We start from the raw sequence: 23,250 nt of genomic DNA, 5'->3' as shown, positions 1-23,250 counted from the left end.
CCCTTTCTGCACGAACAGCTTAGTGCTTGGCCGTGTCGGCAGCCGGGGCGGCCGCGGCGGCCGAGTCAGGCTTGGCCGAGTCGGCCGGAGCGGCCATCGCGGCCGAATCCATGGCCGGGGCGGCAGCGGCCGGGGCGGCAGCGGCGGTGTCGGCGGCGGGGGCCTCTTCCTTGGCGGAGCAGGCGGCGAGCACGATTGCAGCGGCGACGAGGGCGATGCGCTTCATGATGTTGGACTCCAAACGGTGCGATGTGTGCGCCGTGCGTCCATAATGCGCACGGCCCCCCCGGCAGGTGTGCCGACGGGGATCAAGCGAGAGGAATGTACGGTGCCACACCCAGCTGTCAAGACGCCGTAATCGGATCCTAACCCGTGCCGACACGAGGAAAGCGCTTGTGGGACATGGATTTTCCAGTGTTCCTGAAACGCGAGCAGGGCGCACCCCCTGGCCTCAGCTCGCGGGCACCGTTCGCAGGGCTCGTGCGCTATGCCTTGGTGCCCCGCGAGGTCCGAGGGGGTCGGCCCGCCGAGTGTGAGCGACGCCGTTGCCCCCTGGCCTCCCCGTTTTCGTGTCCCTGATTTCTCACCGTGTCCAGACTCCCCGATACCCTCGGCGCACTGAAGCGCTCCGGCTACGCCGCCAATCGTCCGAAAGACGTCAAGGACGAGATTCGCCGCAATCTCATTGCGCGCCTGCAGGACGGCGGGCCGCTCTTTCGCGGTGTCCTCGGCTACGAGGACACGGTGATGCCGCAGATCGTGAACGCCCTGCTGGCCCGCCACAACTTCATCCTGCTCGGGTTGCGCGGTCAGGCCAAGTCCCGCATCCTGCGCGCGCTCGCCTCGCTGCTCGATGAAGCGATGCCGGTGATTGCCGGGAGCGAGGTGAACGATGATCCGTTCGCGCCCATCTCCAAGTACGCGCGCACCCTCATTGCTGATGCCGGCGATGACACCCCCATTGCGTGGGTCTCGCGTGACCAGCGATACGTGGAGAAGCTCGCCACCCCCGACGTGACGGTCGCCGACATCATCGGCGACGTGGACCCCATCAAGGCCGCACGCGGTGGGCACCTGCTGAGCGACGAGCTCACCATCCATTATGGCATGTTGCCGCGGGCGAACCGTGGCATTTTCGCGCTGAACGAACTGCCCGACCTCGCCGGCAAGGTGCAGGTTGGCCTCTTCAACATCATGCAGGAAGGCGACGTCCAGATCAAAGGCTATCCCGTGCGTCTCGCACTCGACGTCCTCCTGTGCTTCACCGCCAATCCCGAAGACTACACGGCGCGCGGCAAGATCATCACGCCGCTCAAGGACCGCATCGGCAGCGAGATCATCACGCATTACCCGGAGTCGGTCGCGCTCGGGGTCTCCATTACCCGGCAGGAAGCGTGGACAAAGCGCGACCACGGCGTCGACATCCGCGTCCCCGACCTCATCGAGGAAGTCGTGGAGCGCATCGCCTTCGAGGCCCGTGACGACAAGCGCATTGACAAGCGGAGCGGCGTGTCGCAACGCATGCCCATCACCGCCATGGAGAACGTCGTGTCGAACGCCGAGCAGCGTGCGCTGCGGAGCGGCGACGGTGAGGCGGTCCCGCGGGTGGCCGATGTCTATGCCGCGCTCCCCGCAATTACCGGCAAGATCGAGCTCGAATACGAGGGGGAGCTGGTGGGCGGCAACGCCATCGCCAGGGAGCTCATTCGTCGTGCCTGCGATGCCACGTTGCGCGAGCGGGCGGGAGATCTCGACACCGACGACATCGTGATGTGGTTCGATCAGGGGAGCGCCCTGCAGGTCGGCGACGACATCGCCATCGACGTGGTACGGAAGGGCTTCAATCTGGTTCCCGGCTTGGTGGACACCGTGGTGGCGCTTGGCCTCGCCCGCAAGGGCGACGATGCCATGATCGTGGTGGCCTGCGAACTCGTGCTGGAAGCGCTGGTGGCACGCCGCAAGATCTCGCGCTCCGACGCCGGCGCGTATGGGCGGGCCGAGCGCGAACCGCGCCGGCGCCCCAACCAGGATTATTTCGGGTAAGCGCAGGCGGCGGTTAATCTCCGGTTAAGGGACAGGTCGTCAGAATGCGGCATGTCCTTTTTCCGTCGCTTTGCCGTTGTCGCCGGTGCGGCAATCACCAGTGTTGCAGTCGCCGCACCGTTGTCCGCACAACAGGACCGGCAGGACTCCACCGCGCGCCGCATTGAGCCAATCACCGTACGCGGCGCGCGCGCGCCGTCGGTGACCGGTGGTGCCACGGTGGTCACCATTCGCCCCGATTCGCTCCCGGTACCACTCGCGCCAGCCCCCCATATTGGCGATGTGCTGCGCCAGACGGCCTTCGTGCTGGTCCGCCAGAACTCACGGGGCGAAATGGAAATCGGGGTGCGCGGCAGCGACTCCCGGCAGGCCGCCGTGCTGCTCGACGGGTTGCCGCTTACCGTGGGGTGGGACTCCCGTACCGACCCGTCGCTCATTCCCACCACGGGGGTCGAGCAGATCGTCGTGGTACGCGGACTCGCCTCACTCCTGAGCGGCGCCAATACGCTGGGCGGCGTGATTCGCATGGACCTGAACGGCCCGCTCACCCGCAGCGCCCGGCACACCACATCGCTGCAACTCGGCACGGGGGTGGACCAGTATGCCTCACGGGTGCTCTCGCTACACGCGGCCCGCCCCTTCGCCGTCCCCGGGGGCACGCTGCGCGTACGCGGCGGCGTGACGCACCGCCAGCGCGATGGCTTCGCCCTGCCCGCGTTCGGCGGCGGAGATGGACTCACGGGGGGGCTACCCGACGCCGGGAGCCCCGGGAACGCCGCCTTGCGCACCAATACCGATCAGCGCCAGCTCGACGGCTTTGCCACGCTGCGCTATGACCACCGGAGCGGCGCGTTCGCCGGCTTCACGGCAACCGGCTACGACACCGAACGCGGGGTCGCGCCCGAACAGCACATTCGGTCGCCACGGTACTGGCGGTACCCGCAGCAAGCCCGCACGCTGGGCATGTTCACCGCGGGCACCGGTCTTCGGCGTACTCCGTTCGGCTTCGGGTCGGTCCAGGCCAGTGCCGGCCGAAGCGCGCAGGACATCGAGATCGAAAGCTTCACCAATCGCAGCTACCGCACGTTGAGCACGCGCGAGCTGGGCGACGAAGTGAGTGATGTGTATCGCTTGGCGGCGAATCACTCGCTGCCACGGAACGCGCAGCTGCGGCTCGCCGTCACGGAAACCGGCGTCAGGTACGACGAAACGCTCGACGCCCAGCTCGCCACCGCGCGCGCCACGCGCTACGAGCAGCGCCTCGGCAGTATCGGCGCGGAACTCGACATCCCCGTTCACGAGCGCCTGCTGGTAAGCGGTGGCATGGTTCACGATGAGGCCACCACGCCACAAAGCGGCGGTCGCCCTTCCCTGGGGCGTCTTGCGCGCACCGGCTGGCGGCTGGGCACGACGTTGCGCGTGAACGACGGTATCCGCCTGCACGCCTCCGCCAGCGAACGGGCGCGTTTTGCCGCCTTGCGTGAGCTGTACAGCGGGGCGCTCGACCGCTTCGATCCCAACCCGCTGCTTCGTCCGGAGCGACTGCTGGGGGTGGAAACCGGTCTCACCCTGGATGGTGGCCGATTCGCCGAGCATGGCGTGCAGTTCCAGCTCGTGGGCTTCCAGCATCGCCTCGATGATGCCGTGGTGCGCATCACGCTGCCGAATCGCCTCTTTCGTCGCGTGAACCGTGACGCCATCCGCAGCGCGGGCGTGGAGATGCTTGCCTCGTGGACACCGCGCGCGCTGCGCGGGGCAACGGTCAGCGGCGACGCCACCCTGCAGCGCATCCGGGTGTACGACCGGACGATCGCCGGGAACGCGAACAATGAACGTCGCGCCGAGCACAACCCGGAACGGCGGGCGTCGCTGGCGGTGACCTCACCGACCGTCCTTGGTGTTCGCGGGAGTGTCATGGCCCGACATATCGGCGCGCAGTACTGCCAGCACCCCGACCTGGGCCGACAGGTAAGGCTCAAGGCCCAGACGATCGGCGACGCCGCGATCACCCGCACGTTCGCCCTTCGTACCCGCGGCCTGCTGCAGCGTCTCACGGCGCTGCTGGCGATCGACAATGTGGGCGATCGTGCCGCCTTTGATCAGTGCGGACTCCCCCAACCCGGGCGCACGCTGCGCGTGGGACTCACGCTGGGGTCATGAACAGCGCACCGCCTCGCCGCGGGGCGAGGCGGCGGCCCGGTCAGCGTCGTGTCCCCACGCACGCCCCGGTGTTCTCACCCACCGCGTGCCTGAGCACGAGCAATGCGTCCAGCACCTGCATGCGTCCGTCGCAATTGGCGTCGGCAGCGGGGAAGAGGGTTACGGTGGCCGGCAGCTGAATCCCCGCCAGCGCCTGCTGGATGAGCAGGGCGTCGGCTGCATCCACCTGATTGTCGCCGTTGACATCGCCGCGCAGCACCGCGGCCCCGGTGGCGAAGTCGTACGCCCAGATGCCGCGACCGTAGGTGGCGGCCACCAGCCGGTTGGTGCGGGCATTGTACACCAGGTCGGTGATGCGAATGGTGGGCATGCCCGGTTGACGCGTCCACGACCGCCCTTCGTTGGCGCTTTCGTACACGCCGAACATGTTACCCACGTACAACCGGTTGTCGGGGCCCCAGGCGACCGCCTGCGTGGTGACATCGGGGAGCGAGCCGGAGATGTCGTTCCATGTGGCGCCCGCATCCCGGGACAGGTACACATGGGGACTTCCCGAGCCGCCAACGGTGAGGACCACGGTGTTGGGATCAGTGGGCTTCACCGCGAAGTCCGTCATGCTGCGCGCGGGCAACGTGGTTTGCGGCGCCAGCCACGTAATGCCGTAGTCGCGCGAAGCGCGCACGTTGCCGTCGGTGGTCCCCACGTAGATCACGTTGGAATCCGTCGGTGCTACGGCAATGGCGTTGATGACCCCGGTACCGCGCGTGAGGTCGGGCGAGATGGGTACCCAGGTGGTGCCCTGGTTGTCGGTACGGAACACGCGCGACCCGCCGTAGTACAGGCGCGTGGGCCGCGTCACGTCGAGCACGAACGGCGTGATGAAGGCGCGGCGGAGATCCTGGAGCGTGTCAATAGACGCGCGGGTGATCTGCCCGGTCGTGGCGTTCACACGGTTGATGTTGCCGCGCTGGCTCGACACGTAGTACGTGGTAGGCGATTGGGGATCGATGGCGGTGAACGATCCGTCGCCACCGAACACGCCGTTCCATTGCAGCATGCCGTTGCGCGTGATGATCGTGCCATTGTCCTGCAGCCCGGTCAGCACCCCGCTCGGATCGGTCGGGTGCAGCGACATGCCGGGGTAATGCAGCGTGGTGGTAAGCCCGGCGTTGAGTGCGCTCCAGGAGGCGCCGCGATCGCGCGAGAGGAATACGCCACCATCGTTCCCCGACAAGACACGCTGCGGGTTGTTCGGATCGACCGCGATGGCGTGCCAGTCGACGTGAATACGCTCGGCCATCTCACGGAACGTGGCCCCGCCGTCGATGCTGCGGTACGCACGCACGCCGCCAATGTAGACGATATTGGCATCGGCGTGATCCACGGCGATCATGAGGTTGTAGCCGCTCTGGGTGCCGAAGTTGAGTCGGCCATTCGGTTCGGGCAATCGGGGCCCGACGGCATCGAGCGTCGTGCGCGACGACGTGGCGTCATCCCAGCGCCAGACGCCGCCGAGTTGCTGGTCCGGTCGCCCGGCCAGCATCCACACGCTGCCGGGACGAGCGCGCGACACGGCGATCTCCATGCGTTGCACCGAGTCCACCGGGAACGTGGTCACCGCGGCCCACGTGGCCCCGCGGTCGCTCGAACGCCAGAGCCCCGGTGGAAACGCGCTACCGGCCACGCCCACGCGCGCCGCGTACATCACGTTGGCATCGGTGGGATGCTGCACGATGTCGCTGAAGGTGAGCGCGGGTGTGACCACTGTCCACGACTGGCCGGAGTTCGTGGAGCGCATGATGCCGCGCAGGGTGGCCGCCACCACCGTCGTGGCGCTGGTGGTGCCGGCGCTGGCACGGTCCACCACCACGCCGTAGATGGGCCACGCCGTGGCGGCATTTTGCGTGAAGACGTCGGTGCCGAACAGCGTCCACGAGGCACCGCCGTTCGTGCTGCGCAGCATCCCGCACCCGGCCGTCACCTCAGATACCTCACCCGTGCCCACGTACACGATGTCAGGATTCACCGGGTCGATGGCGATGGAGCCGGTCGTCAGGGAGCACTCCGTATCGGTGAGCGGGACCCAGGTGGATCCTTCGTTCGTGCTCTTCCACACACCGCCCGCCGCCGTCCCCACGTACATGGTAAAGCGATCGGTCGGGTGGAACGCCAGCGCCGATACCCGTCCGGCGTCCAGCTGCGGGAGCGACCCGAAGAAGCCATTGTCGCCGTACAGGCCGCGCGGCCCGATGCTGGTCCACTGCTGTGCCTGCGGCACCGTGACGGACGCACGCACCGACGCGCGCATCCCCCCCACGGCCTGCAACCACTTGGTGAACGTGACGCCGTTGCCTCCGCCATTGAACGGCGTGGCGCTGTCCCACTGCTCGAGCAGCGCCAGCCGGCGCTGCTCGGCATCCCCTTCACGTTCCTGGGCCGCCAGGGGCGACGCAGCGACCGTTGCGACCAGGAGCGCCAGCACCGTTCGTGCGAGCCGGTGGCGAGCGGGCTGCGGCAAGTGCTGCACGGCGGCGTTCATCATCGGGCCCCCTGGGCGGCGGTCACGGTCACCGCGAGCGCATTGGAGATGCCACTCGCATTCTCGACACGAAGGTCGTACGTCCCCGACGCCAGCGGCAGCACCGGGGCGCCTCCGCGACCGGGGAGGAAGGCATCGTCGGCAGGAACGGCAAATCGCATCGTGCTGTCGTTGGTGCGCGGCACGCCCGGCACGCGAAGGCGGCCGAAGTGCACGGTGTTGAGTGAGTCAAAGCCACGGCCCCGCACCGTGACCATCGCCACGGCGCCGCCCGTCAACGTGACCGCGGTGGGCGTGACGCTGGTGAGGAGCGGCGCGCCGCTGGGGCGGGCGTGACAGGCCACGAGCCACATGGCCGTTGCGAGCGCTGGACCGGGGAGGGTCGACAAGGCCGGACGTGTCACGGCGCACCGCCGGCAACGACGCTCTGTCGCTTGACTTCGACGCTGTCCAGCACGGCCATGCCACGCGCCCCATGCGCTTCGGACACCGCCAGCATGAAGGTGGGCGTGGCGGAGGGTGTGGCGCGCACGAACGCCAGCCGCACCAGCGCCCCGGCGTGGGTACCGGCGGCCCAGGCGGCCGCAACGCGTACCGTGGCGCCATGCGCCTTGCAGGCCAGCAGCGCATCGGCTTGCTGCGCCTCGCATTGGACGAACGTCCAGTCGCCGGCGTGCGCCACTTCACCGGTGATGCTGCCAAGCGTCTGGGGCGCCGCGCCTCCCAGCACAACGTCGACGAAGACGCTGTCGTTCATGGGGCGCGCCTGCAGCGATAGCGACGTGGCCGCCACGGGCACCACGGCGTCGGTGAGATCGGTGCGGCGGCAGGCACCGGCCGTGAGCACGACGGCGAGGATCGCGAGGCGGGGAACCAGGGCAGAGGACATCATGGGATGATCACCGACGGATTGAAGATCGAGGTGGCCGCCGTGACATCGGTGAGGTCACCCCGCAGCAACTGATTGAGCGTGATAACAAGTTGGTTGCCCTGACTGCGCTGGTTCACCCGCGCCTGCAGACGAATGAGCTGGACGGGACCGGTCACCGGTGTGGTACTGGCCCAGGTCACCCGCAACGACTGGGCAAGGTCGACCTGCTGGGTGAACATGCCGGGGCGCAGCAGCGTGAACCCGGTCACATTGAACGGTGAGAAGAGGAAGGCCCGATTGCCCGGCCACGCCACCTCGAAGTCCGCCGCCGTCAGCGGGCGCCCATCACGCGGTACGATTTCGATGGTGATCGAGAACGTGTCGGTGGTGATGCGATAGCTTGGCAGGGTGGCCCGGAGAATGGGACCGGTGCCGCTCTTCGGTACGAAGACCAGCAGGGAATCGGCGACGCTGCTGGTTCGACTGGCCTGGGCCACGATGAACGTGCGTCCGGCGCCGGCGCCGGTAATGCGGCCATCCGCCGACACCGTGGCCACCGAGGGATCGCGCGAGACCCACCGCACACTGGCCGGGCTCGTGGGCTGTCCCTGCAGGTCCCGCGTCAGCAGAAACGGTGTGAGCGCGGAGGTCGTGTTGTCGAGTTCGATCACCCGCACCGACGTGTCGGCCTCCGAACGCGCCGTCACGATACGAATGGGCTGCGTGGTGGTGTCGATGGGCCCCACGGCGACCGTGCGGGAGGTCGCGGCAGTGAGACCGTCGGCGGCAAAACGCAGCGTCCGCGTCCCGGCCCCCGTGGCAAAGGTGAGCCCCGTGAAGGTGGCGCGCCCCACTGCGTCGGTAACGGCGGTCTCGCGAACGAACGTCGCCCCGTCGCTGGTGACGCGTATCGTCACCCCGGGCTCTTCCGCGAAGTTGTTCAACGCATCGACGAGCCGAACCACCGGCGCCGGCTGCATCGCGATACCGGCATCGATGGTGGCGGGAACATCGCGATCGATAACCACACGGGTGGGGACGCCGCCGCCCAGTGTCACCGTGGCCGTGGCCGGTGTGGTGATGGAATCCGCCGTCACGGCCAGCGAGCGGGTACCGGCCGTACCGGTCACCGTGAGGGCACTGAAGACGGCCCGCCCCTGCGCATCGGTCGTGGCGGTGGTACCGCTCACGGTGGTACTGCCAATGCCACCCGTGACGGCAGCCACCACGCGTCGCCCGCTCAGCGCCACGGCGTTACCGTCCTGATCGCGCAGCTGGGCCACGACGCCGTTGGCGCCGGCCGGGACGCCACTGCGCAGACGGAGAGCAGAGCTCGCCAGTGCGATGCTCGACACGGGGCCAGGCGCGAGATCGATACCGTCGGACGCCGCGGTGATGAGATTGCCGGCGGTGAACAGCAGCGTGCGCGAGCCTGCCACGCCTTGCAGCGCGAGATCGGTGAAGCGGGCCACCCCCTGCTGCGCCGGAATGGTCGTGGTCCCGGAGACCCCCCCAATGTTGGTCGTCACCGATACCGCGATGGTGCTCGACGTCACGAGGTTGTCGGCGGCATCCCGCACCTCGACGACGGGTTGGATGAGCAGCGGGGTGCGCTGGGCGGCACCGGCCGGCTGTCGGACCACCGACAGCTTCGCCGCAACACCCGCGGTGACCGTGATGGGCAGGCTACCCGTCGTGCCCGACACCGTGGCGGTGATGGCGGCGGTACCGGCCCTGGCACCGGTCACCAGCCCGGTGGCTGACACCGTGGCCACGGTGGCATCGGCAGACCCCCAGGTGATGGACGGGTTCGCGACCGGCCGGCCCTTGCTGTCTCGATAGGCAGCAGTGAGCTGGACCGTGGATCCCGAGGTCACGGAGGTGGATCCGGTCGCCGTCACGGTAACCACGGCTGGCACATCAGGCTCTGCCGGATCACCACCGCAGGCGGTGATCGTGGCCGCGACGGCGGTCAGCAGGATGCTGGACCACCCGCGACCACCGGCGGGGGAACGCATGGCACGTGGCGTCGCCGGCGCAAACCGAATCACACGAAGAAGGGCACGCATGGGCATGGAGGGAGGGGCAAATCAGACGACTCCGGTACACTACAGGGTAGACGTCCGTTCATCCACCCTGCGAATGGGCCTCGTTGCTCCAACGTGCGACGAGCGCCATAAACGTCGCGTTCGGATCAGAGGCTGACCACCACGACACCACTGCCGCCCCCCTCGAAGGCAATGGCCGCCGGGAACGGCGTTCCCGGCAGGGGGAGGGTGCGCACGCACCACGCGGCGGCCTCCTCCCCCTCCATCGTCAACGATCGCAACGCGTTGCGCTCATGCTCGGCGCCGTCGCAGCAAATGCGGTCGAGCCCCACGAGTCCGATCCCGAGCGCCTTGGCGATCGCTTCCTTGCGCGTCCACAGGCGATAGAAGCAGGCAAGTTGCTCCTCCCCGGTCGCCGCCCGCACCTGTTCAACCTCCGCCGCCACGAACGCCGTGGCGGCCACCGACAACAGGTCATCGAGTGGCTGGGGTTCCTCGACATCCACGCCAACGCGTCCGAAGCGCGAGAAGGCCACCAGCACGACGTCCTCGGAGTGCGAGACATTGAACCAGGGACCGGAGGATGCGGCGGCCGGGGTCAGGATGGGCTTGCCCTCCCGGGTCCGCGCGAGTGGAACCGCCGTGGGCGGCAGGTCAATCCATTGCCCGAGCAGCGACCGACTCAGCGCGCTGCCGAGGGCCGAGCGACGCCGATCCTCCGGGCGGCGCAGGCGCGCCACGCGATGCTGTTCGTCGGCGCTGAGCACCGACAGCAGATCGTCGGTGCTGATGTCCACCGCAGACGGGCGAGCGAGCAGCACCACGACCTGATCGGCGGCGCAGTCGCTCCAGTCCTCCCTCGGCCACGGGTGCGGCAGCCCCTGGTGCATCGCTAGACCTGCCGCCAGAAGGATGCCCGTCGCATGGTGACAAGACTCGCGCCCAGGAGCACCAGCGCGCAGCACGCGATGGCGGCCGGTGCCCCGATGAGGCGGGCGACGACGCCGATCCCGAGCGAGCCGAGCGCCTGCGACAAGCCGACGAACACGAGGGCGTAGAAGGCCATGAGACGGCCGCGGTAGCGTTCCTCCACCATGAGCTGGAGCATACCATTCGAGAGGGCATTCCACATGATCATCGCGAGCCCCGAGCAGAAGAGCAGCAGGTACGCAAGCAGGACGTGGCGCGTATAGGCGAATGCCAGCAGCAGCAGGGGAAACGCGATCGCCGCCGACATCAGCACGCCCCCCTTGCGCGGACGATGCGAAATGGGGCCGGCCACGAGCAGCGCCGCCAGCAGTCCCCCCACCCCCACCGTGGCCAGCATCCCGCCGTAGCCGCCGGCATCGAGTCCCAACTGATCGCGTGCCATCACGGGCAGGAGCGTGAGATACGGTCCGCCGAAGACCGCGCCCACCGTCACCAGCGCCAGCAGGTCACGCGCATGGCCGGGACGGAGGAGATAATGCAGCCCATCGGCAGCGCTGGCGGTCGTGTCGCGCAGCACCTGCGGCAGTGTCACGCGTCGAGTGCCCCCGGTAACGACGTCAGCAAGCGCCCCGGTTGGGGGCGTTCCCGCCGGGGGGGCCAGCAGTTCGGCGCTGCTGATGCGGGCCAGTCCCAGCAGCACCGCGCCGAAGCTGGCCGCATTGAGTCCGAAGCACCACGCGATGCCCAGCGAGCCGATGACCGCCCCCCCGATGGCAGGCCCCACCACGCGCGCCAGATTGAAGCCGCTCGAGTTGAGGGCAATGGCGGGCTGCAGGTCTTCCCGACCCACCAGCTGAATCACCATGCTCTGCCGTGCCGGAATCTCGACCGCGCTCGCCACCCCCTGCACGAACTGCAGAAGCAGGAGAATGGGAATGGTGACCTGACCGCTCAGCGTCACCAACCAGAGGACGCAGGCCTGCACCAGGAAGACCGCCTGCGTGGCCTGCACGATGCGGAAACGGTTGCCCCGGTCCACCAGCGCACCCGCATGCATGCCGAAGAGCACGATGGGCAGCGCACCCACGCTGGCGACGAGGCCCACGACGAACGCGGAATTGGACAGCTCCAGCGCGAGCCACCCGACGGCCATCGCCTGCATCCACGACCCGACCAGCGACAGCGTCTGCCCGATCCAGAAGATGCGGTAACTCCGGTGGCGCCGGAGAATGCGGAAGGGGTTGGCCGATGCTCTCGGCGCCGTCAGGGGCACCGAAGCGGCTGGTCCGGGCGCGGTCACGCAGGAACGGGATGCCGGGTGGAGCGCAAAGCGGGAGCAGTTTCGGGAAAAATCGGGATCGCGCGCCGGGTATCGTGCGTAGAGTATGTGCTGCAACGTAGCGACCTTTCCGGAGATGCCCCATGCGGTTCCATACGTACACCAAGTTCAATCCCCAGCTGGCCGACGCCGTCGACTTGCAGTCGCTGCTCGACCAACTCGCCGATTTCCTGCTGCAGTCAGGGTTCGCCGGGGGGGACCAGGGGTACTGGGGGGACCCCGGCGAAGATGCCGACCGGTCGGTGGAGTCGCTCAAGGAGGCCATCCTCCGCGCGCTCATCGAGAGCGGCCAGCTCACCCCGGAGATGCTCCAGGCGCTGCGCGGCGAGGGCGATGAGGTGAGCGAGGAGAAGCTGGCCGAGTTGCTGGACGGGTTGGTGCAGCGCCTCATTCAGGACGGGTTCCTCACCACCGATCAGGGCGCGAATGTGCCCGCCGGTCATCAGCCCGTCACCGGGAAGGGATCCATTGCGCAGGCGGCGGCGCGTGACGTGCAGTTCAACCTGACCGACAAGGGCGTCGACTTTCTGGGCTTCAAGACGCTGCGACATCTGCTGGGCAGCTTCGGCAAGTCCAGCCTGGGCAGCCATGATACCCCGCAATTGTCCACCGGCATCGAAAGTGACGCCTGGAGCAAGCCGTACGAGTTCGGCGATACGCTCAACCTGGACGTGCCGGCGACGCTGGCGAACGCCCTGGGGCGCACCGGCTCACTCGATGTCCCCATCGATCTCGATTACCGGGACCTCATGGTGCGCCAGAGTGAGTATCGCTCGAGCTGCGCCACCGTGCTCATGCTGGACACGTCACACAGCATGATTTTGTACGGCGAGGACCGGTTTACGCCGGCCAAGAAGGTGGCGCTGGCGCTGACGCACCTCATCAAGACGCAGTTCCCCGGCGACACGATCCGCGTTGTCCTGTTCCACGACAGCGCCGAGGAGATTCCCATTGCCACGCTCGCCAAGGCCCAGGTGGGGCCCTACCACACCAACACGGCCGAAGGGCTCAAGCTGGCGCGACGCATTCTCATGGCGCAGAAGAAGGACATGCGCCAGATCATCATGATCACCGACGGCAAGCCGAGCGCGCTCAGCCTGCCCGACGGGCGCATCTACAAGAACAGCATGGGGCTCGACGGGTATGTGATTGCCGAGACGCTGCGCGAGGTGGCCGCCTGCCGCAAGAGCAACATCATGATCAACACCTTTATGCTGGCGCGCGACCGGGCCCTGGTGGAGTTCGTGAAGCAGATGAGCCAGATCAGTCGAGGCAAGGCCTATTTCACGAACACCATGAGCCTGGGGCAGTTCGTACTCATGGACTTCCTGAAGAAGCGAACGAAACGGGTGAGTTGAAGGCTGCGGGCGGCGCAGGTTACGTCATCTGGTATTGGTCCTGCATCCACTGGCGATAACTGCCGTCCATCACGCCGCGCCACCACGCCTCGTTCGCCAGGTACCAGTCCACGGTACGGGCGAGGCCGGACGGTAGGGACTCGGTGGGTTCGAAGCGCAGCGTCGTGGCGATCTTGGTGGGATCGATGGCGTACCGGCGATCGTGGCCGGGGCGATCGGTCACGTGCGTGATGAGCGACGCGCACGATGAGCCCATGGCAGCCGGACAATCGGGAAAGCGCTGTGCCAGGTCGGCGTCAGCCGCAAAGCGGGTGTCGAGCAGCTGACACACCCACTTCACGATCTCGATGTTCACGTGCTCGGCCCGTCCACCCACGTTGTACGTCTCGCCGGCCAGGGCCGACTCCAGCATGAGCGCGATGGCGCGGCAGTGGTCTTCCACGAAGAGCCAGTCGCGCACCTGCAGGCCATCGCCGTATACCGGAAGCGGCTTCCCGTGCAGCGCGTTCACGATCATCAGCGGAATCAGCTTCTCCGGGAAGTGAAACGGCCCGTAGTTGTTCGAGCAGTTGCTGATGGTGGCCGGCATGCCGTAGGTATGGATCCAGGCGCGCACGAGGTGATCCGAACCCGCCTTGCTGGCGGCATACGGCGAGTTGGGGGCGTAGGGTGTACGCTCCGTGAAGGCGGCGTCGTCCGGTCCGAGCGTTCCGTAGACTTCGTCGGTGGAGACGTGATGAAAACGCACGCCTTCGCGCCAGACGCCCTGCTGTTGCCACGCCTGTCGACACGCGCTGAGCAGGGTGAGGGTGCCAACCACGTTGGTGCGGATGAACGCGGCCGGATCGGCGATCGAACGATCCACGTGCGATTCTGCGGCGAAGTGCACGACGGTGTCGATGGCGTGACTGGCCAGCAGCGAGGACACGAGGGAGGCGTCAGCAATGTCGCCGTGCACGAATTCGATCTGCTGCGTGTCGATCAGCGACGCGATGGTGGCGCGATTACCGGCGTAGGTCAGTGCGTCGAGCACCACTACTCGATCGTTCGGGTGCGCCGCCACCCAATGATGCACGAAGTTGCCGCCAATGAAGCCGGCGCCACCAGTGATGAGGAGGCGCTTCGGGGCGCGACTTTCGACTTCAGACATGCGGACTCCGATCGCTGTGCAGGAGCGACAGGCATTGCTCGGTTGAGCGGATGACACCGTGACGCCAGTGAGGCGGTTCCCAGCGTAGACGATCACGCGTCGCGTGCGTATCCAGAATGGAAAGGCGGGGACGTTTCGCGGGTCGAGGGAAGGCCTCACTTGAGACGGCCGTGACCTCGGCACCGATGGGTAAATGGCCCGTCCTCCGCAGCGCATCAGCCACGCAACACGCGACGTCGTACCACGACGCCACGCCAGTATCGGTCACATGCTGAATACCCGTGATCTCCGGATCAGCCGCCACTCGGATGACAGCTTCCGCCACGGTCTCGGCGGCCGTGGGAGTGCCGATCTGGTCGTCCACGACCTTCATGGACGTCCCGCGAGCCAGCAGGCGCGTGGCGGTCGCCACGAAACTGGTGCCAGACCCGGAGTGCACCCAGGCAGTCCGAATGATTGAGGCCCCCGCGGCGTGCTTCAGCACCAGCACCTCCCCGTCGCGCTTCGTTCTTCCGTAGGCATTCAATGGCGCCGTGCGGGCGTCCGCCTGGTACGGGGCCGCCGTTCCGTCGAAGACGTAGTCGGTGGACAGGTGCACGAGACGCGCGCCGCAGCGGCTGCTGGCCCGCGCCATCGCCGCCGGCGCCTCCCGGTTCACGAGCGCGGCCGCGCCCTCGTCGGTCTCGGCATCGTCTACCCGAGTATAGGCGGCACAGTTCACGATCAGTGCGGGTGCCCGCCGCTCGACATGCGCCTCGAGCGCAACGGGATCGCAGAGCGAAACCTCACGGGAGGACGGCGCCTCGACCACCCAATGGCGGGGCATGAGGTGCTGGATGGCCCGGCCAACCTGTCCAGACCCACCGAGTAGCAGGACGTGGAACGGACGGGAGTCGCTCACGGGTACACGGTGGCCGTGCGGATCGTGGGCGCACTGGCGTCCTTCGCGGAGAGCAGCGGGACCTGACCGTGCAGCGGCCACGCGATAGCGATGTCCGGGTCGTTCCAGACGAGCGAGCGATCGGACGCGTGATGGTAGGTGGTCGTGCACTGGTACCACAGGTCGGCGACATCGCTCTGCACGAGAAAACCGTGCGCGAAGCCCGGGGGCACATACACGGCGCGCCCATCACCGGCGTCGAGCGTCACGCCGACCCACTGCCCGAAGTGGGGTGAACTGCGTCGAACATCGACCACCACGTCGAAGATGCACCCGGACAACGGTCGCACGAGCTTGCCCTGCGGTTGCTCGAGCTGATAGTGCAACCCACGCAGGGTCCCGCGGACCGAACGACTGTGATTACTCTGCGCAAAGGTCGACGGAAGCCCAGCCTCGGCGAAGCTCTCCGCGTGGAACAGTTCGAGGAAGAACCCGCGGTCATCACGATGGACCGAGGCTTCGACGACGACCACGCCGGGGAGTGCGGTGGGCTGGCAGTGAATCATTTCGTGTGATCTTCGGCGAGTTGGCGCAGGTAGGTGCCGTAGTCGCTCTTGCCGAGGCCATCCGCCAGGCGCAGCAACTGGGAGCAATCGATGAAGCCCATGCGGAAAGCGACTTCCTCGGGCGCCGAGATCTTGAGCCCTTGCCGCCGCTCGACCGTTTGCACGAACTGCCCGGCCTGCACCAGCGATTCATGGGTGCCGGTATCCAGCCAGGCGCTGCCACGGCCGAGCATCTCCACCGTCAGCAACCCCCGGCGCAGGTACTCCGCGTTCACGTCGGTGATTTCAAGCTCGCCCCTCGCCGACGGCTTGAGGTCGGCAGCAATATCCACCACCGTCTCGTCGTAAAAGTAGAGGCCGGTGACCGCGTAATTCGATTTGGGATGCGCCGGCTTCTCTTCGATCGAGATGGCCTTCCCCGCCGCATCGAACTCGACCACACCGTACGCCTGCGGTGTGGCCACGCGATAGGCAAAGACGGTCGCACCGTGAGGCTGGGCGGCGGCCCGCTGGACCGATGTCGCGAGTGTATGGCCGTAGAACAGGTTGTCCCCGAGCACCAGGCACGAACGGTGCCCCTCAACGAACGGCCGCCCAATGCGGAACGCCTCCGCCAGCCCATTCGGCTGCGGCTGGGTGGCGTACGCTATACTCAGCCCCCACTGGGACCCGTCCCCCAGGAGATCACGAAAGGCAGCGGAGTCCCGCGGCGTGGTGATGATCAGAATCTCCCGGATGCCGGCCAGCATGATGGTCGACAGCGGATAGTAGATCATCGGTTTGTCGTACACCGGCAGCAGCTGCTTGCTGACAGCCCGGGTAACGGGATATAGACGGGTACCGGAGCCGCCGGCGAGAATGATACCACGAGTCATTGGAAAGTCCTGGGCGATGAACGGGCGGTCAGTACAACACGGCCTGGAGAGCGCCAATCACCGTTGCCACCTGGTCGTCGGTCATGACGGGTGATATCGGCAAACTAAGCAGTTCATTCGGCAACGTTTGGGCCACCGGAAGCCGTGCGCGATCGATGGGGAGATGCGCGTAGGCGGCCTGGTCGCCGGGATTGCGTGGATAATGCACACTCGTCTCGATCCCGGCGTCCGTCAATGCCGCGCGCAAGCGGTCGCGCTCGGGATGCCGTACCACGTACAGATGCCAAACCGGATCCGCGTCGGGAGCAACCCAGGGGAGCATCAGCGGCGTCGTTGCCAGCGCCTGACGGTAGCGCTCGGCGATATGCGCGCGCCGAGCGTTCCATCCGTCGAGGTAAGGCAGCTTTACGTGCAGGAACGCCGCCTGCAGCTCGTCGAGTCGAGAGTTGGCGCCGACCGACTCATGTTGGTACTTGACCTGCGCGCCGTAGTTGCGAAGACGACGAATGGACTCGGCCAGAGCCGGATCGTTCGTCGTGACGGCGCCGCCGTCGCCCAGCGCGCCAAGGTTCTTTCCGGGGTAGAAGCTGAACGCTGCAGCGTGCCCGAGCCCACCCACGCGGCGCCCCGCCCACCGGGCCCCGTGTGCCTGCGCGGCATCCTCGATGAGCCGGAGCCCGTACTCGTCGGCGAGGGTGCGCAGCGCCGTCATGTCCGCCGGCTGGCCGTAGAGATGCACCGCAATGATGGCCCGTGTACGGGGGGTCACGGCGTCGCGAACCTTTGCGGGGTCCATGTTGCAGCTCTGGGGGTGCACGTCGACCGGAACCGGCGTGCCGCCCACGCGCGTGACGGCCAGCCACGTGGCAATGAAGGTGCAGCCCGGGACCAACACTTCGTCGCCGTGGCCGATGCCGAATGCCTCCAGAATGAGCTGTAGCGCGTCGAGCCCATTGGCAACCCCGACACACGCCGGCACCTCACAGTAGCGGGCGAATGCCTGCTCAAATCGTGCGAGATGCGCCCCAAGGATGAGCTGGCCCTCATCGAGCACGTCACGATAGGCCGCGTCCAGCTCCGGACGGATCTGCCGGTGCAGGGCCGAGAGGTCGTAAAAGGGCACCTCGATGGTCGGCTGTCCCGTAGCGGCCATGGATAGATGTTTGTTGTTGTCAGGGGAACACGGCAGTCGTCAGGTAGACGGGTGCCGCATGTTCGACGCAACCGTGGGCGCCCCGGCGCCTGCGCCGTTATCCTCAATGAATTCCCGTGCTGCATACGGCGTCAATCCTCCGCGTTGGCTACGCCACGGATTCCACTTTCCCGATGATGTCCACAGACGGGGCGCCGACGCCCTCCACGCCGGGGCGCCGCGTCCGGGCCGAAGACCGGTGACTCAACCCACAAGCATGCGCGCCGGACTCGCGTGGACGGCCGTCCTGCGATGGACGGCCCAGCTGCTCAGCTGGGCGTCGACGCTGTTCCTTGTCCGACTGCTGTCACGAGAGGATTACGGCATTGCCGGACTCGCCGGGACGGTCGCGGTCTGGATTTCGGTGCTCGCTGATTTCGGACTCGCGGGGGCAATCGTTCTGGGCGACGAACTGCCCCGGGCCGTGCACCGCAAACTGCATGGTCTGGCAATAACCATTGGCCTCGTTGCGGGCGTAGCACTCGCGGGGCTTGGCCCCGCGGCCGCCCTGTTCTTCCGCAACGACGCCGTGGCCGGCGTGGCCATCGTGCTGTCGTTCGTGACGGTCGCGGACTTCGCCCGCGTCGTACCCGGCGCATTGGCGTCGCGCGAGCTCAAGTACCCCCAGATCGCCACCTGTGATCTGGTGCGCTCCCTGGTGCAGACGATCTCCGTGCTGTCTCTGGCGATTGCAGGATTCGGGTTCTGGTCTCTCGCACTCGGACAGCTCGCCGGTTCCATCGTCAACACCATCATGCTCTGGCGCGTTCGCCCTGTTCGCCCGGATTTCGATCCGCGCGGCGTTCCGGTAGGCGTGTTCGGACGCGCGCGTCTGGTCCTCATGGGGTCTCTCGCGTGGCAGACCTATCGGAACCTCGATCTGTGGCTGCTGGGGCGCATGCTGGGCGCCGGCGCCGCGGGCAGTCTTTCCGCTGCCCGCACCCTGGCCTACGTCCCGATCGAGAAGCTGGTGACGGTGGTGACATCGGTCGCTCCGGGGCATCTGGTGGCGGCACGAGACGACCTGTCACGCCTACGCATGCTGTTCGGCAGTCTCACGGAGGCGACCTTTCTTGCCGTGGCTGTGCCGCTGACTGGTCTCATCCTGACGGCAGATCTCGCGGTGCCGATCATCTTGGGTGACCAGTGGACGGATGCCGTCCCGGCAACGCGGTGGTTGTGCGTCTCCGTGATGATCTGGACCGCCTCCATGATCGCCACGCAGGTGTGCCAAATGACGAACAAGTTGCGCCAGACATCGCTGGCCAGTGTACTTGCGGTACCCGTTGCCGCGGTGGCGTACTTCGCCGGAATCAAGCTCGCCGGCCTGACCGGTGCGGCCGCCGCGTCGGTCCTGGTGGTGCTCGTCGTGGCCCTACCTACGGTACAGGGGGCCCTCGTGGTATCCGAAACCAATTGGTGGCAGTTCTTCGGCTTCCTGCGGCCCGCTGCGCTGGCCTCCGCCGCCATGACCGGCGTCCTGCTGCCGCTCCGCCTGCTCCTCCCCGGGAAACTTGGGCCGATGCTTACTCTGTTGATTTTGACAGCGGCCGGTGCGATCGTGACGGGCGCGGCGCTATGGTTCACCCCGTCGGGTGTCGTCGCCGACGCCCGTAATTGGCTTGTGAAGAAACTGCGAAAGAGTCCGCCCGCTGTTCCCTCGACCTGATCCTATTGCAGATCCTGCAATGTCCGACGCCTTTGTGCAGCACATTCACCTTCCGGTGCACCGTACCCCCGAACGGCAAGGCTGTTTGCTGTCGCTCGACATGATTGCGGCCTTGCCGTTCGACGCCGTCCGCGTGTTCTGGGTGGACGATATCCACCGCGGAGACCGACGCGCGGGGCATGCCAATACGATCGTCCACGAAGCGATTGCCTGCCTTCGCGGTGCAGTCCGCGTTATTGCCCGGTATGCCGGCGCCACGGACGTCACGGTCCTCGATGATCCTGCGCACCTTGCCGTGTTCCCACCGGGTACATGGATCGACATCGAGGTCCTGCGCGACGACTCGCTGTATCTGGTGATCGCCAGCCACGACTTCGCGACCGCGCAGCAGCATTATGTCCGCGATGCGGAGACCTTCGACGAGCCAGCTCGCTGATGCCTCGAGTCAGCGTCATCGCGCAGTGCTTCAACCATGCGCGCTTTCTCGTCGAATGTCTCGATTCCGTCGAGGCGCAAACGTTTCGCGACTTCGAACTGATCATTGTCGATGATGCATCCACGGATGATTCGGTCCAGCGCATTCGCGAGTGGGTAGCGCGCTGTCGGCCGGAGACACGGGTGCTGGCGCTGGAGACCAACCAAGGGGTCGCGGGCGCGCTCAACGCGGCACTAGCGGTCACACGCGGCGCCCTGGTGATACGCGTGGCGACCGATGATGTGTGGCAGCCCGTCCTCCTGGAACGTCTCGTTGCAGCGCTCGACGACGCCCCGGCGCATGCGACCATGGCGTTCAGCGATGCGGCCTGCATGGATGCCGCATCGCGCGATCTGGGGTGCAGCTTCATCGCCATGCATCGGCCGGGGTTCGTCCCGCGGAGCGGCGCCCTGCTGAATGATCTCGCCGTGGGCAACTTCATTCCGGCCCCCACCGTTCTCATGCGCAAGGCGGCACTCGATGCGGCTGGCGCCTTTGATTCGCGCCTGATGTACGAGGACTGGGACATGTGGTTGCGACTGGCAAATCTCGGTCCGTTCGCGTTCGTGCCCGAGAGTCTGGCTCGATACCGAATCGTGGACGGATCGCTCGCGCGGACGCTGTTCGAGTCTCCCGACGCGGTCACCAGCGCGCGACTGGCGCACACGCACTGTCTGATGGCCGAGAAGGTCCTGACATTCCCCGTTGTTCACGAATCTGGCCGCCGTTTCTGGCGCGCCGTGCATTTCGAGAACGCGCTGAAGCTGTTCCTTCGTGCGGAGTCCGACCGCCTGCTGCTGCGGAAAGGCCTTCGGTGGTATCGCAGTCCGCGCCACGTGGCTGTGAGCATGACGGCCAGCCTGGGGCTGCCGCGCATGTGGGTCGAACGGGTGCGAGACCTTGCGGGAGTCTAGCACCGGCCCGACGGCCGCGATCTCCGTGGTCATTCCCACGTACAACGGTGCGCGCTTCCTCGCCGATACCATTGCCTCCGTACACGCGCAAACGGTCCAGCCGTCCGAGATCATCGTCGTGGACGACGGGTCCACGGACGACTCGGCCGCCGTGGCCGAGCGCTGTGGCGTCACCGTCGTGCGCCAGGCGAACGGGGGCATCGGGGCGGCGCGCAATGCCGGCATCGCCGCCGCCACGCAGCCGTGGGTGGCGTTTCTCGATCACGACGACATGTGGGTCGCGAACAAGCTGGAGCTGCAGTGGCAGGCGGCACTCCGTTTCCCCGAGGCGGTGCTGATTGCCGCCGATTGCGCCGCGGTCTCTCCGAGTGGGGAGGTGCTCATCCCGTCCTACGCGTCCCGAGGCGTCGTGCATTATGATCGGCTCACCATCGACGAGCGGGACGGCGACATGGTCCTGCATCGCCGAGCCTTCGACGAGCTCGCGATGACGGGGTGGTTTCTCATGCCGAGTGCGTCGATGGTCCGTCGTGACGTGCTCGTGCAGGCCGGCGCGTTCGACGTGCGTACCCGACGCTGGGAGGACACCGGCTGCTTCCTGCGCGTGCTCAAGTACGGTGCACTCGTTTTCGTCCAGCGCCCCCTGATCAAGTGGGTGGTGCACGAGAGCAACAGTCACAAGGACGGAATGGCCATGCTGCATGGCTTCTTCGCACTGCACGACCTCATGCGGCGCGCGCCTGAGGCCTATCCCGCGAGCTATCGCCGCAAGATGGACGCGGAACGCCCCGTACAACTGCGGGAGTTGGCCCGCGCAGCACTCGATACCGATGCGCGCGCCGCCATGACGCACGCCTGGGAGTCACTCCGCCTCGCCCCGTCGCTGCGGGCGTTGCTGCTGCTCGGGTTGGCGGTACTGCCGCCGGTGCTGCGTCGCGGTCTTGTCGCCGCCAAGCGTCGGGTCCGCGGCATCAAGCCAGTCGGCCACTGACGCCTGTCAGGCCAGTGGGGCCTCGGCGACCGGTCGCTGGGTAGGCTCCCACATCGCGCTCTTTTCCTGTTTGAGCAGATGCAGCCACGCCTTCCAGCCGGCCACGATGCTGATGAAGACATAGCCAGGAAACGCTACCAGCTTCGGCAGCTTGCGATCGTCGGGCCACGTGAGCACCAGTCTGGCGAGAAACAGCCCCACCAGCATCCCGGCGGTCAGCAGCAGCGCCCACGGCGCGCGCTCGAGAAGGAATAACGGCCCGATGATCCATCCCAGAAAAGCCGGGAACAGCATCCACCGCACCAGCTTGTGCGATGCCATCATCCACGCGTAGCTACCGTAGCGGAAGGGGTTCATCATGCCCCGCAGGAACAGCAAGGTGTCGAGTCCGCGGCCCATCGTGCGGCTCTTGCGTCGCAATTCCGCCTTGAGCGTGGGCGTCCGGGGGACGAGACAGGTCGCCTCGTCCACCGACACCGCCCGATAGCCGTGGGCGCGCGCCACGCTGGCCGCCGCGAAATCGCGCGCGAGTTCCTCCGGCAGCTGCACCTGATGCAGGTGGCGACGCGCCGCATAGAAGCAGCCACTGGCCCCCACGATGCTATGCACGCGCGTTTCCATGGCGCGCAGTTGCATTTCGAGGCCGACGTACGACGACTCCGCCTTGTTCCCCTCACGGGTTTCGTCGCCGATGCTGATATCGCGACCGGACGCAAGTCCCACCGCCGGGTCGAGCAACGCACGCACGAGCGGCTTGAGCGAGCCAGGCGGGATGAGGATCGACGCATCGATGGAGACCACGATGTCGCCACGCAAGTGCGCTGACGACGCGTTCTCACCGGCCGCCTTGCCCTTGCGCTCCGGCATGCGCAGCAGACGTACGCGCGCGTCGCCGAATTCACGCACCAGCGTATCGGTTCCGTCGGTCGACGCGTCGGAGACGACCAGTACATCGAGCTTGTCGGAAGGATACTCCGTTTCGAGGGCTTTCTCGAGCGTGCGCCGCAATCGCCGCTCCTCGTTGTAGGCGACGATGAGGATGGTGACGAGCGGCCACTCGGCCGGCTCCGGAGGCAGGGTGTACAACGGACGCAGGCGCGCCCAAAGGCTCACCAGCAGGGGGTACACCACGAAGGCGTACCCGCCCAGGACCATCGGCAGCGCCACCAGAAACCACCCAAACCCTTCCACCGCTCCCCTCCGCTTGCGCACAGAAAAGACACATGACCCAGCTGTAAGCATGGACGCAC

Annotated in this window: 20 protein-coding genes; 7 read left to right on the top strand and 13 right to left on the bottom strand. The window is 67.0% G+C overall.

The annotated features are described in order from the left end of the window. Window positions 1-19 precede the first annotated feature (19 nt). Window positions 20-226 (bottom strand): hypothetical protein, encoded by a 207-nt coding sequence (locus O9271_RS05905; RefSeq protein ID WP_298267076.1) that lies wholly within the window; start codon window positions 224-226, stop codon window positions 20-22. A 362-nt stretch (window positions 227-588) separates the two neighbouring features. On the opposite strand from O9271_RS05905, the gene O9271_RS05900 reads away from it, so the two are divergent. Both O9271_RS05900 and O9271_RS05895 read left to right on the top strand, forming a co-directional pair. Continuing rightward, window positions 589-2,043, top strand: coding sequence for a magnesium chelatase (locus O9271_RS05900; protein ID WP_298267074.1), 1,455 nt, complete (start codon window positions 589-591; stop codon window positions 2,041-2,043). A gap of 51 nt (window positions 2,044-2,094) precedes the next feature. Further along, on the top strand, window positions 2,095-4,203 hold the full coding sequence (locus O9271_RS05895; protein WP_298267071.1) for a TonB-dependent receptor: 2,109 nt from the start codon (window positions 2,095-2,097) through the stop codon (window positions 4,201-4,203). A gap of 40 nt (window positions 4,204-4,243) precedes the next feature. On the opposite strand, the gene O9271_RS05890 is transcribed toward O9271_RS05895, so the two are convergent. The 6 genes from O9271_RS05890 to O9271_RS05865 all read right to left on the bottom strand — a co-directional run bounded on the left by O9271_RS05890 (window position 4,244) and on the right by O9271_RS05865 (window position 11,891). Then, complete coding sequence (locus O9271_RS05890; protein ID WP_298267069.1) at window positions 4,244-6,745, bottom strand: dockerin type I domain-containing protein; 2,502 nt, start codon at window positions 6,743-6,745, stop codon at window positions 4,244-4,246. Continuing rightward, on the bottom strand, window positions 6,742-7,131 hold the full coding sequence (locus O9271_RS05885; protein ID WP_298267066.1) for an IPT/TIG domain-containing protein: 390 nt from the start codon (window positions 7,129-7,131) through the stop codon (window positions 6,742-6,744). Before O9271_RS05885 ends, O9271_RS05890 begins: the two co-directional genes overlap by 4 nt. 11 nt (window positions 7,132-7,142) lie before the next feature. Beyond that, window positions 7,143-7,634 (bottom strand): hypothetical protein, encoded by a 492-nt coding sequence (locus tag O9271_RS05880; protein ID WP_298267064.1) that lies wholly within the window; start codon window positions 7,632-7,634, stop codon window positions 7,143-7,145. Further along, the gene (locus O9271_RS05875; protein WP_298267060.1) at window positions 7,631-9,682 is read right to left on the bottom strand and encodes an Ig-like domain-containing protein; all 2,052 of its coding nucleotides are present in this window, start codon (window positions 9,680-9,682) and stop codon (window positions 7,631-7,633) included. The genes O9271_RS05880 and O9271_RS05875 overlap by 4 nt, the downstream gene beginning before the upstream one ends. Before the next feature lie 125 nt (window positions 9,683-9,807). Further along, on the bottom strand, window positions 9,808-10,551 hold the full coding sequence (locus O9271_RS05870; protein ID WP_298267059.1) for a 4'-phosphopantetheinyl transferase superfamily protein: 744 nt from the start codon (window positions 10,549-10,551) through the stop codon (window positions 9,808-9,810). A 2-nt stretch (window positions 10,552-10,553) separates the two neighbouring features. Beyond that, window positions 10,554-11,891 (bottom strand): MFS transporter, encoded by a 1,338-nt coding sequence (locus O9271_RS05865; protein ID WP_298267057.1) that lies wholly within the window; start codon window positions 11,889-11,891, stop codon window positions 10,554-10,556. A gap of 122 nt (window positions 11,892-12,013) precedes the next feature. On the opposite strand from O9271_RS05865, the gene O9271_RS05860 reads away from it, so the two are divergent. Continuing rightward, on the top strand, window positions 12,014-13,288 hold the full coding sequence (locus O9271_RS05860) for a VWA domain-containing protein (RefSeq protein ID WP_298267055.1): 1,275 nt from the start codon (window positions 12,014-12,016) through the stop codon (window positions 13,286-13,288). Between the two features lie 19 nt (window positions 13,289-13,307). Here the strand turns inward: O9271_RS05860 and rfbB are convergent, their stop codons facing one another. Genes rfbB through O9271_RS05835 form a run of 5 tightly spaced genes read right to left on the bottom strand, consistent with a single transcriptional unit; the run spans window position 13,308 to window position 17,912 of the window. After that, window positions 13,308-14,438 (bottom strand): dTDP-glucose 4,6-dehydratase, encoded by a 1,131-nt coding sequence (gene rfbB, locus O9271_RS05855; protein WP_298267052.1) that lies wholly within the window; start codon window positions 14,436-14,438, stop codon window positions 13,308-13,310. Next, on the bottom strand, window positions 14,431-15,339 hold the full coding sequence (rfbD, locus tag O9271_RS05850) for a dTDP-4-dehydrorhamnose reductase (protein WP_298267050.1): 909 nt from the start codon (window positions 15,337-15,339) through the stop codon (window positions 14,431-14,433). Before rfbD ends, rfbB begins: the two co-directional genes overlap by 8 nt. After that, a complete protein-coding gene (rfbC, locus tag O9271_RS05845) occupies window positions 15,336-15,884 on the bottom strand; it encodes a dTDP-4-dehydrorhamnose 3,5-epimerase (RefSeq protein WP_298267047.1) in 549 nt (182 codons plus the stop codon). Before rfbC ends, rfbD begins: the two co-directional genes overlap by 4 nt. After that, window positions 15,881-16,759 carry a glucose-1-phosphate thymidylyltransferase RfbA gene (gene rfbA / locus O9271_RS05840; protein ID WP_298267045.1) on the bottom strand — a complete coding sequence of 293 codons (879 nt, stop codon included), beginning with the start codon at window positions 16,757-16,759 and terminating at the stop codon, window positions 15,881-15,883. The genes rfbC and rfbA overlap by 4 nt, the downstream gene beginning before the upstream one ends. 28 nt (window positions 16,760-16,787) lie before the next feature. Further along, entirely contained in the window at window positions 16,788-17,912 is a 1,125-nt protein-coding gene (locus O9271_RS05835; RefSeq protein ID WP_298267043.1) for a DegT/DnrJ/EryC1/StrS family aminotransferase, read from the bottom strand. Between the two features lie 256 nt (window positions 17,913-18,168). Between O9271_RS05835 and O9271_RS05830 the strand changes: the two genes are divergently transcribed. The 4 genes from O9271_RS05830 to O9271_RS05815 are packed head-to-tail and all read left to right on the top strand — an operon-like array spanning window position 18,169 to window position 22,000. After that, window positions 18,169-19,620: an oligosaccharide flippase family protein gene (locus tag O9271_RS05830; RefSeq protein ID WP_298267041.1), complete on the top strand. Its 1,452-nt coding sequence runs from the start codon at window positions 18,169-18,171 to the stop codon at window positions 19,618-19,620. A gap of 19 nt (window positions 19,621-19,639) precedes the next feature. After that, on the top strand, window positions 19,640-20,056 hold the full coding sequence (locus O9271_RS05825; RefSeq protein ID WP_298267039.1) for a WxcM-like domain-containing protein: 417 nt from the start codon (window positions 19,640-19,642) through the stop codon (window positions 20,054-20,056). After that, window positions 20,056-21,009 carry a glycosyltransferase gene (locus O9271_RS05820; RefSeq protein WP_298267036.1) on the top strand — a complete coding sequence of 318 codons (954 nt, stop codon included), beginning with the start codon at window positions 20,056-20,058 and terminating at the stop codon, window positions 21,007-21,009. Before O9271_RS05825 ends, O9271_RS05820 begins: the two co-directional genes overlap by 1 nt. Before the next feature lie 25 nt (window positions 21,010-21,034). Then, on the top strand, window positions 21,035-22,000 hold the full coding sequence (locus O9271_RS05815; protein ID WP_298267033.1) for a glycosyltransferase: 966 nt from the start codon (window positions 21,035-21,037) through the stop codon (window positions 21,998-22,000). A gap of 6 nt (window positions 22,001-22,006) precedes the next feature. Here O9271_RS05815 and O9271_RS05810 read toward each other — a convergent pair whose 3' ends face one another. Then, on the bottom strand, window positions 22,007-23,191 hold the full coding sequence (locus O9271_RS05810) for a glycosyltransferase (protein WP_298267030.1): 1,185 nt from the start codon (window positions 23,189-23,191) through the stop codon (window positions 22,007-22,009). Window positions 23,192-23,250: the final 59 nt, after the last annotated feature.

The organism is Gemmatimonas sp. (assembly GCF_027531815.1).
In the GTDB taxonomy this organism is placed as follows: domain Bacteria; phylum Gemmatimonadota; class Gemmatimonadetes; order Gemmatimonadales; family Gemmatimonadaceae; genus Gemmatimonas.
The sequence above is the reverse complement of the archived record's forward strand: the minus strand, read 5'-3'. Positions and strand labels throughout refer to the sequence as shown.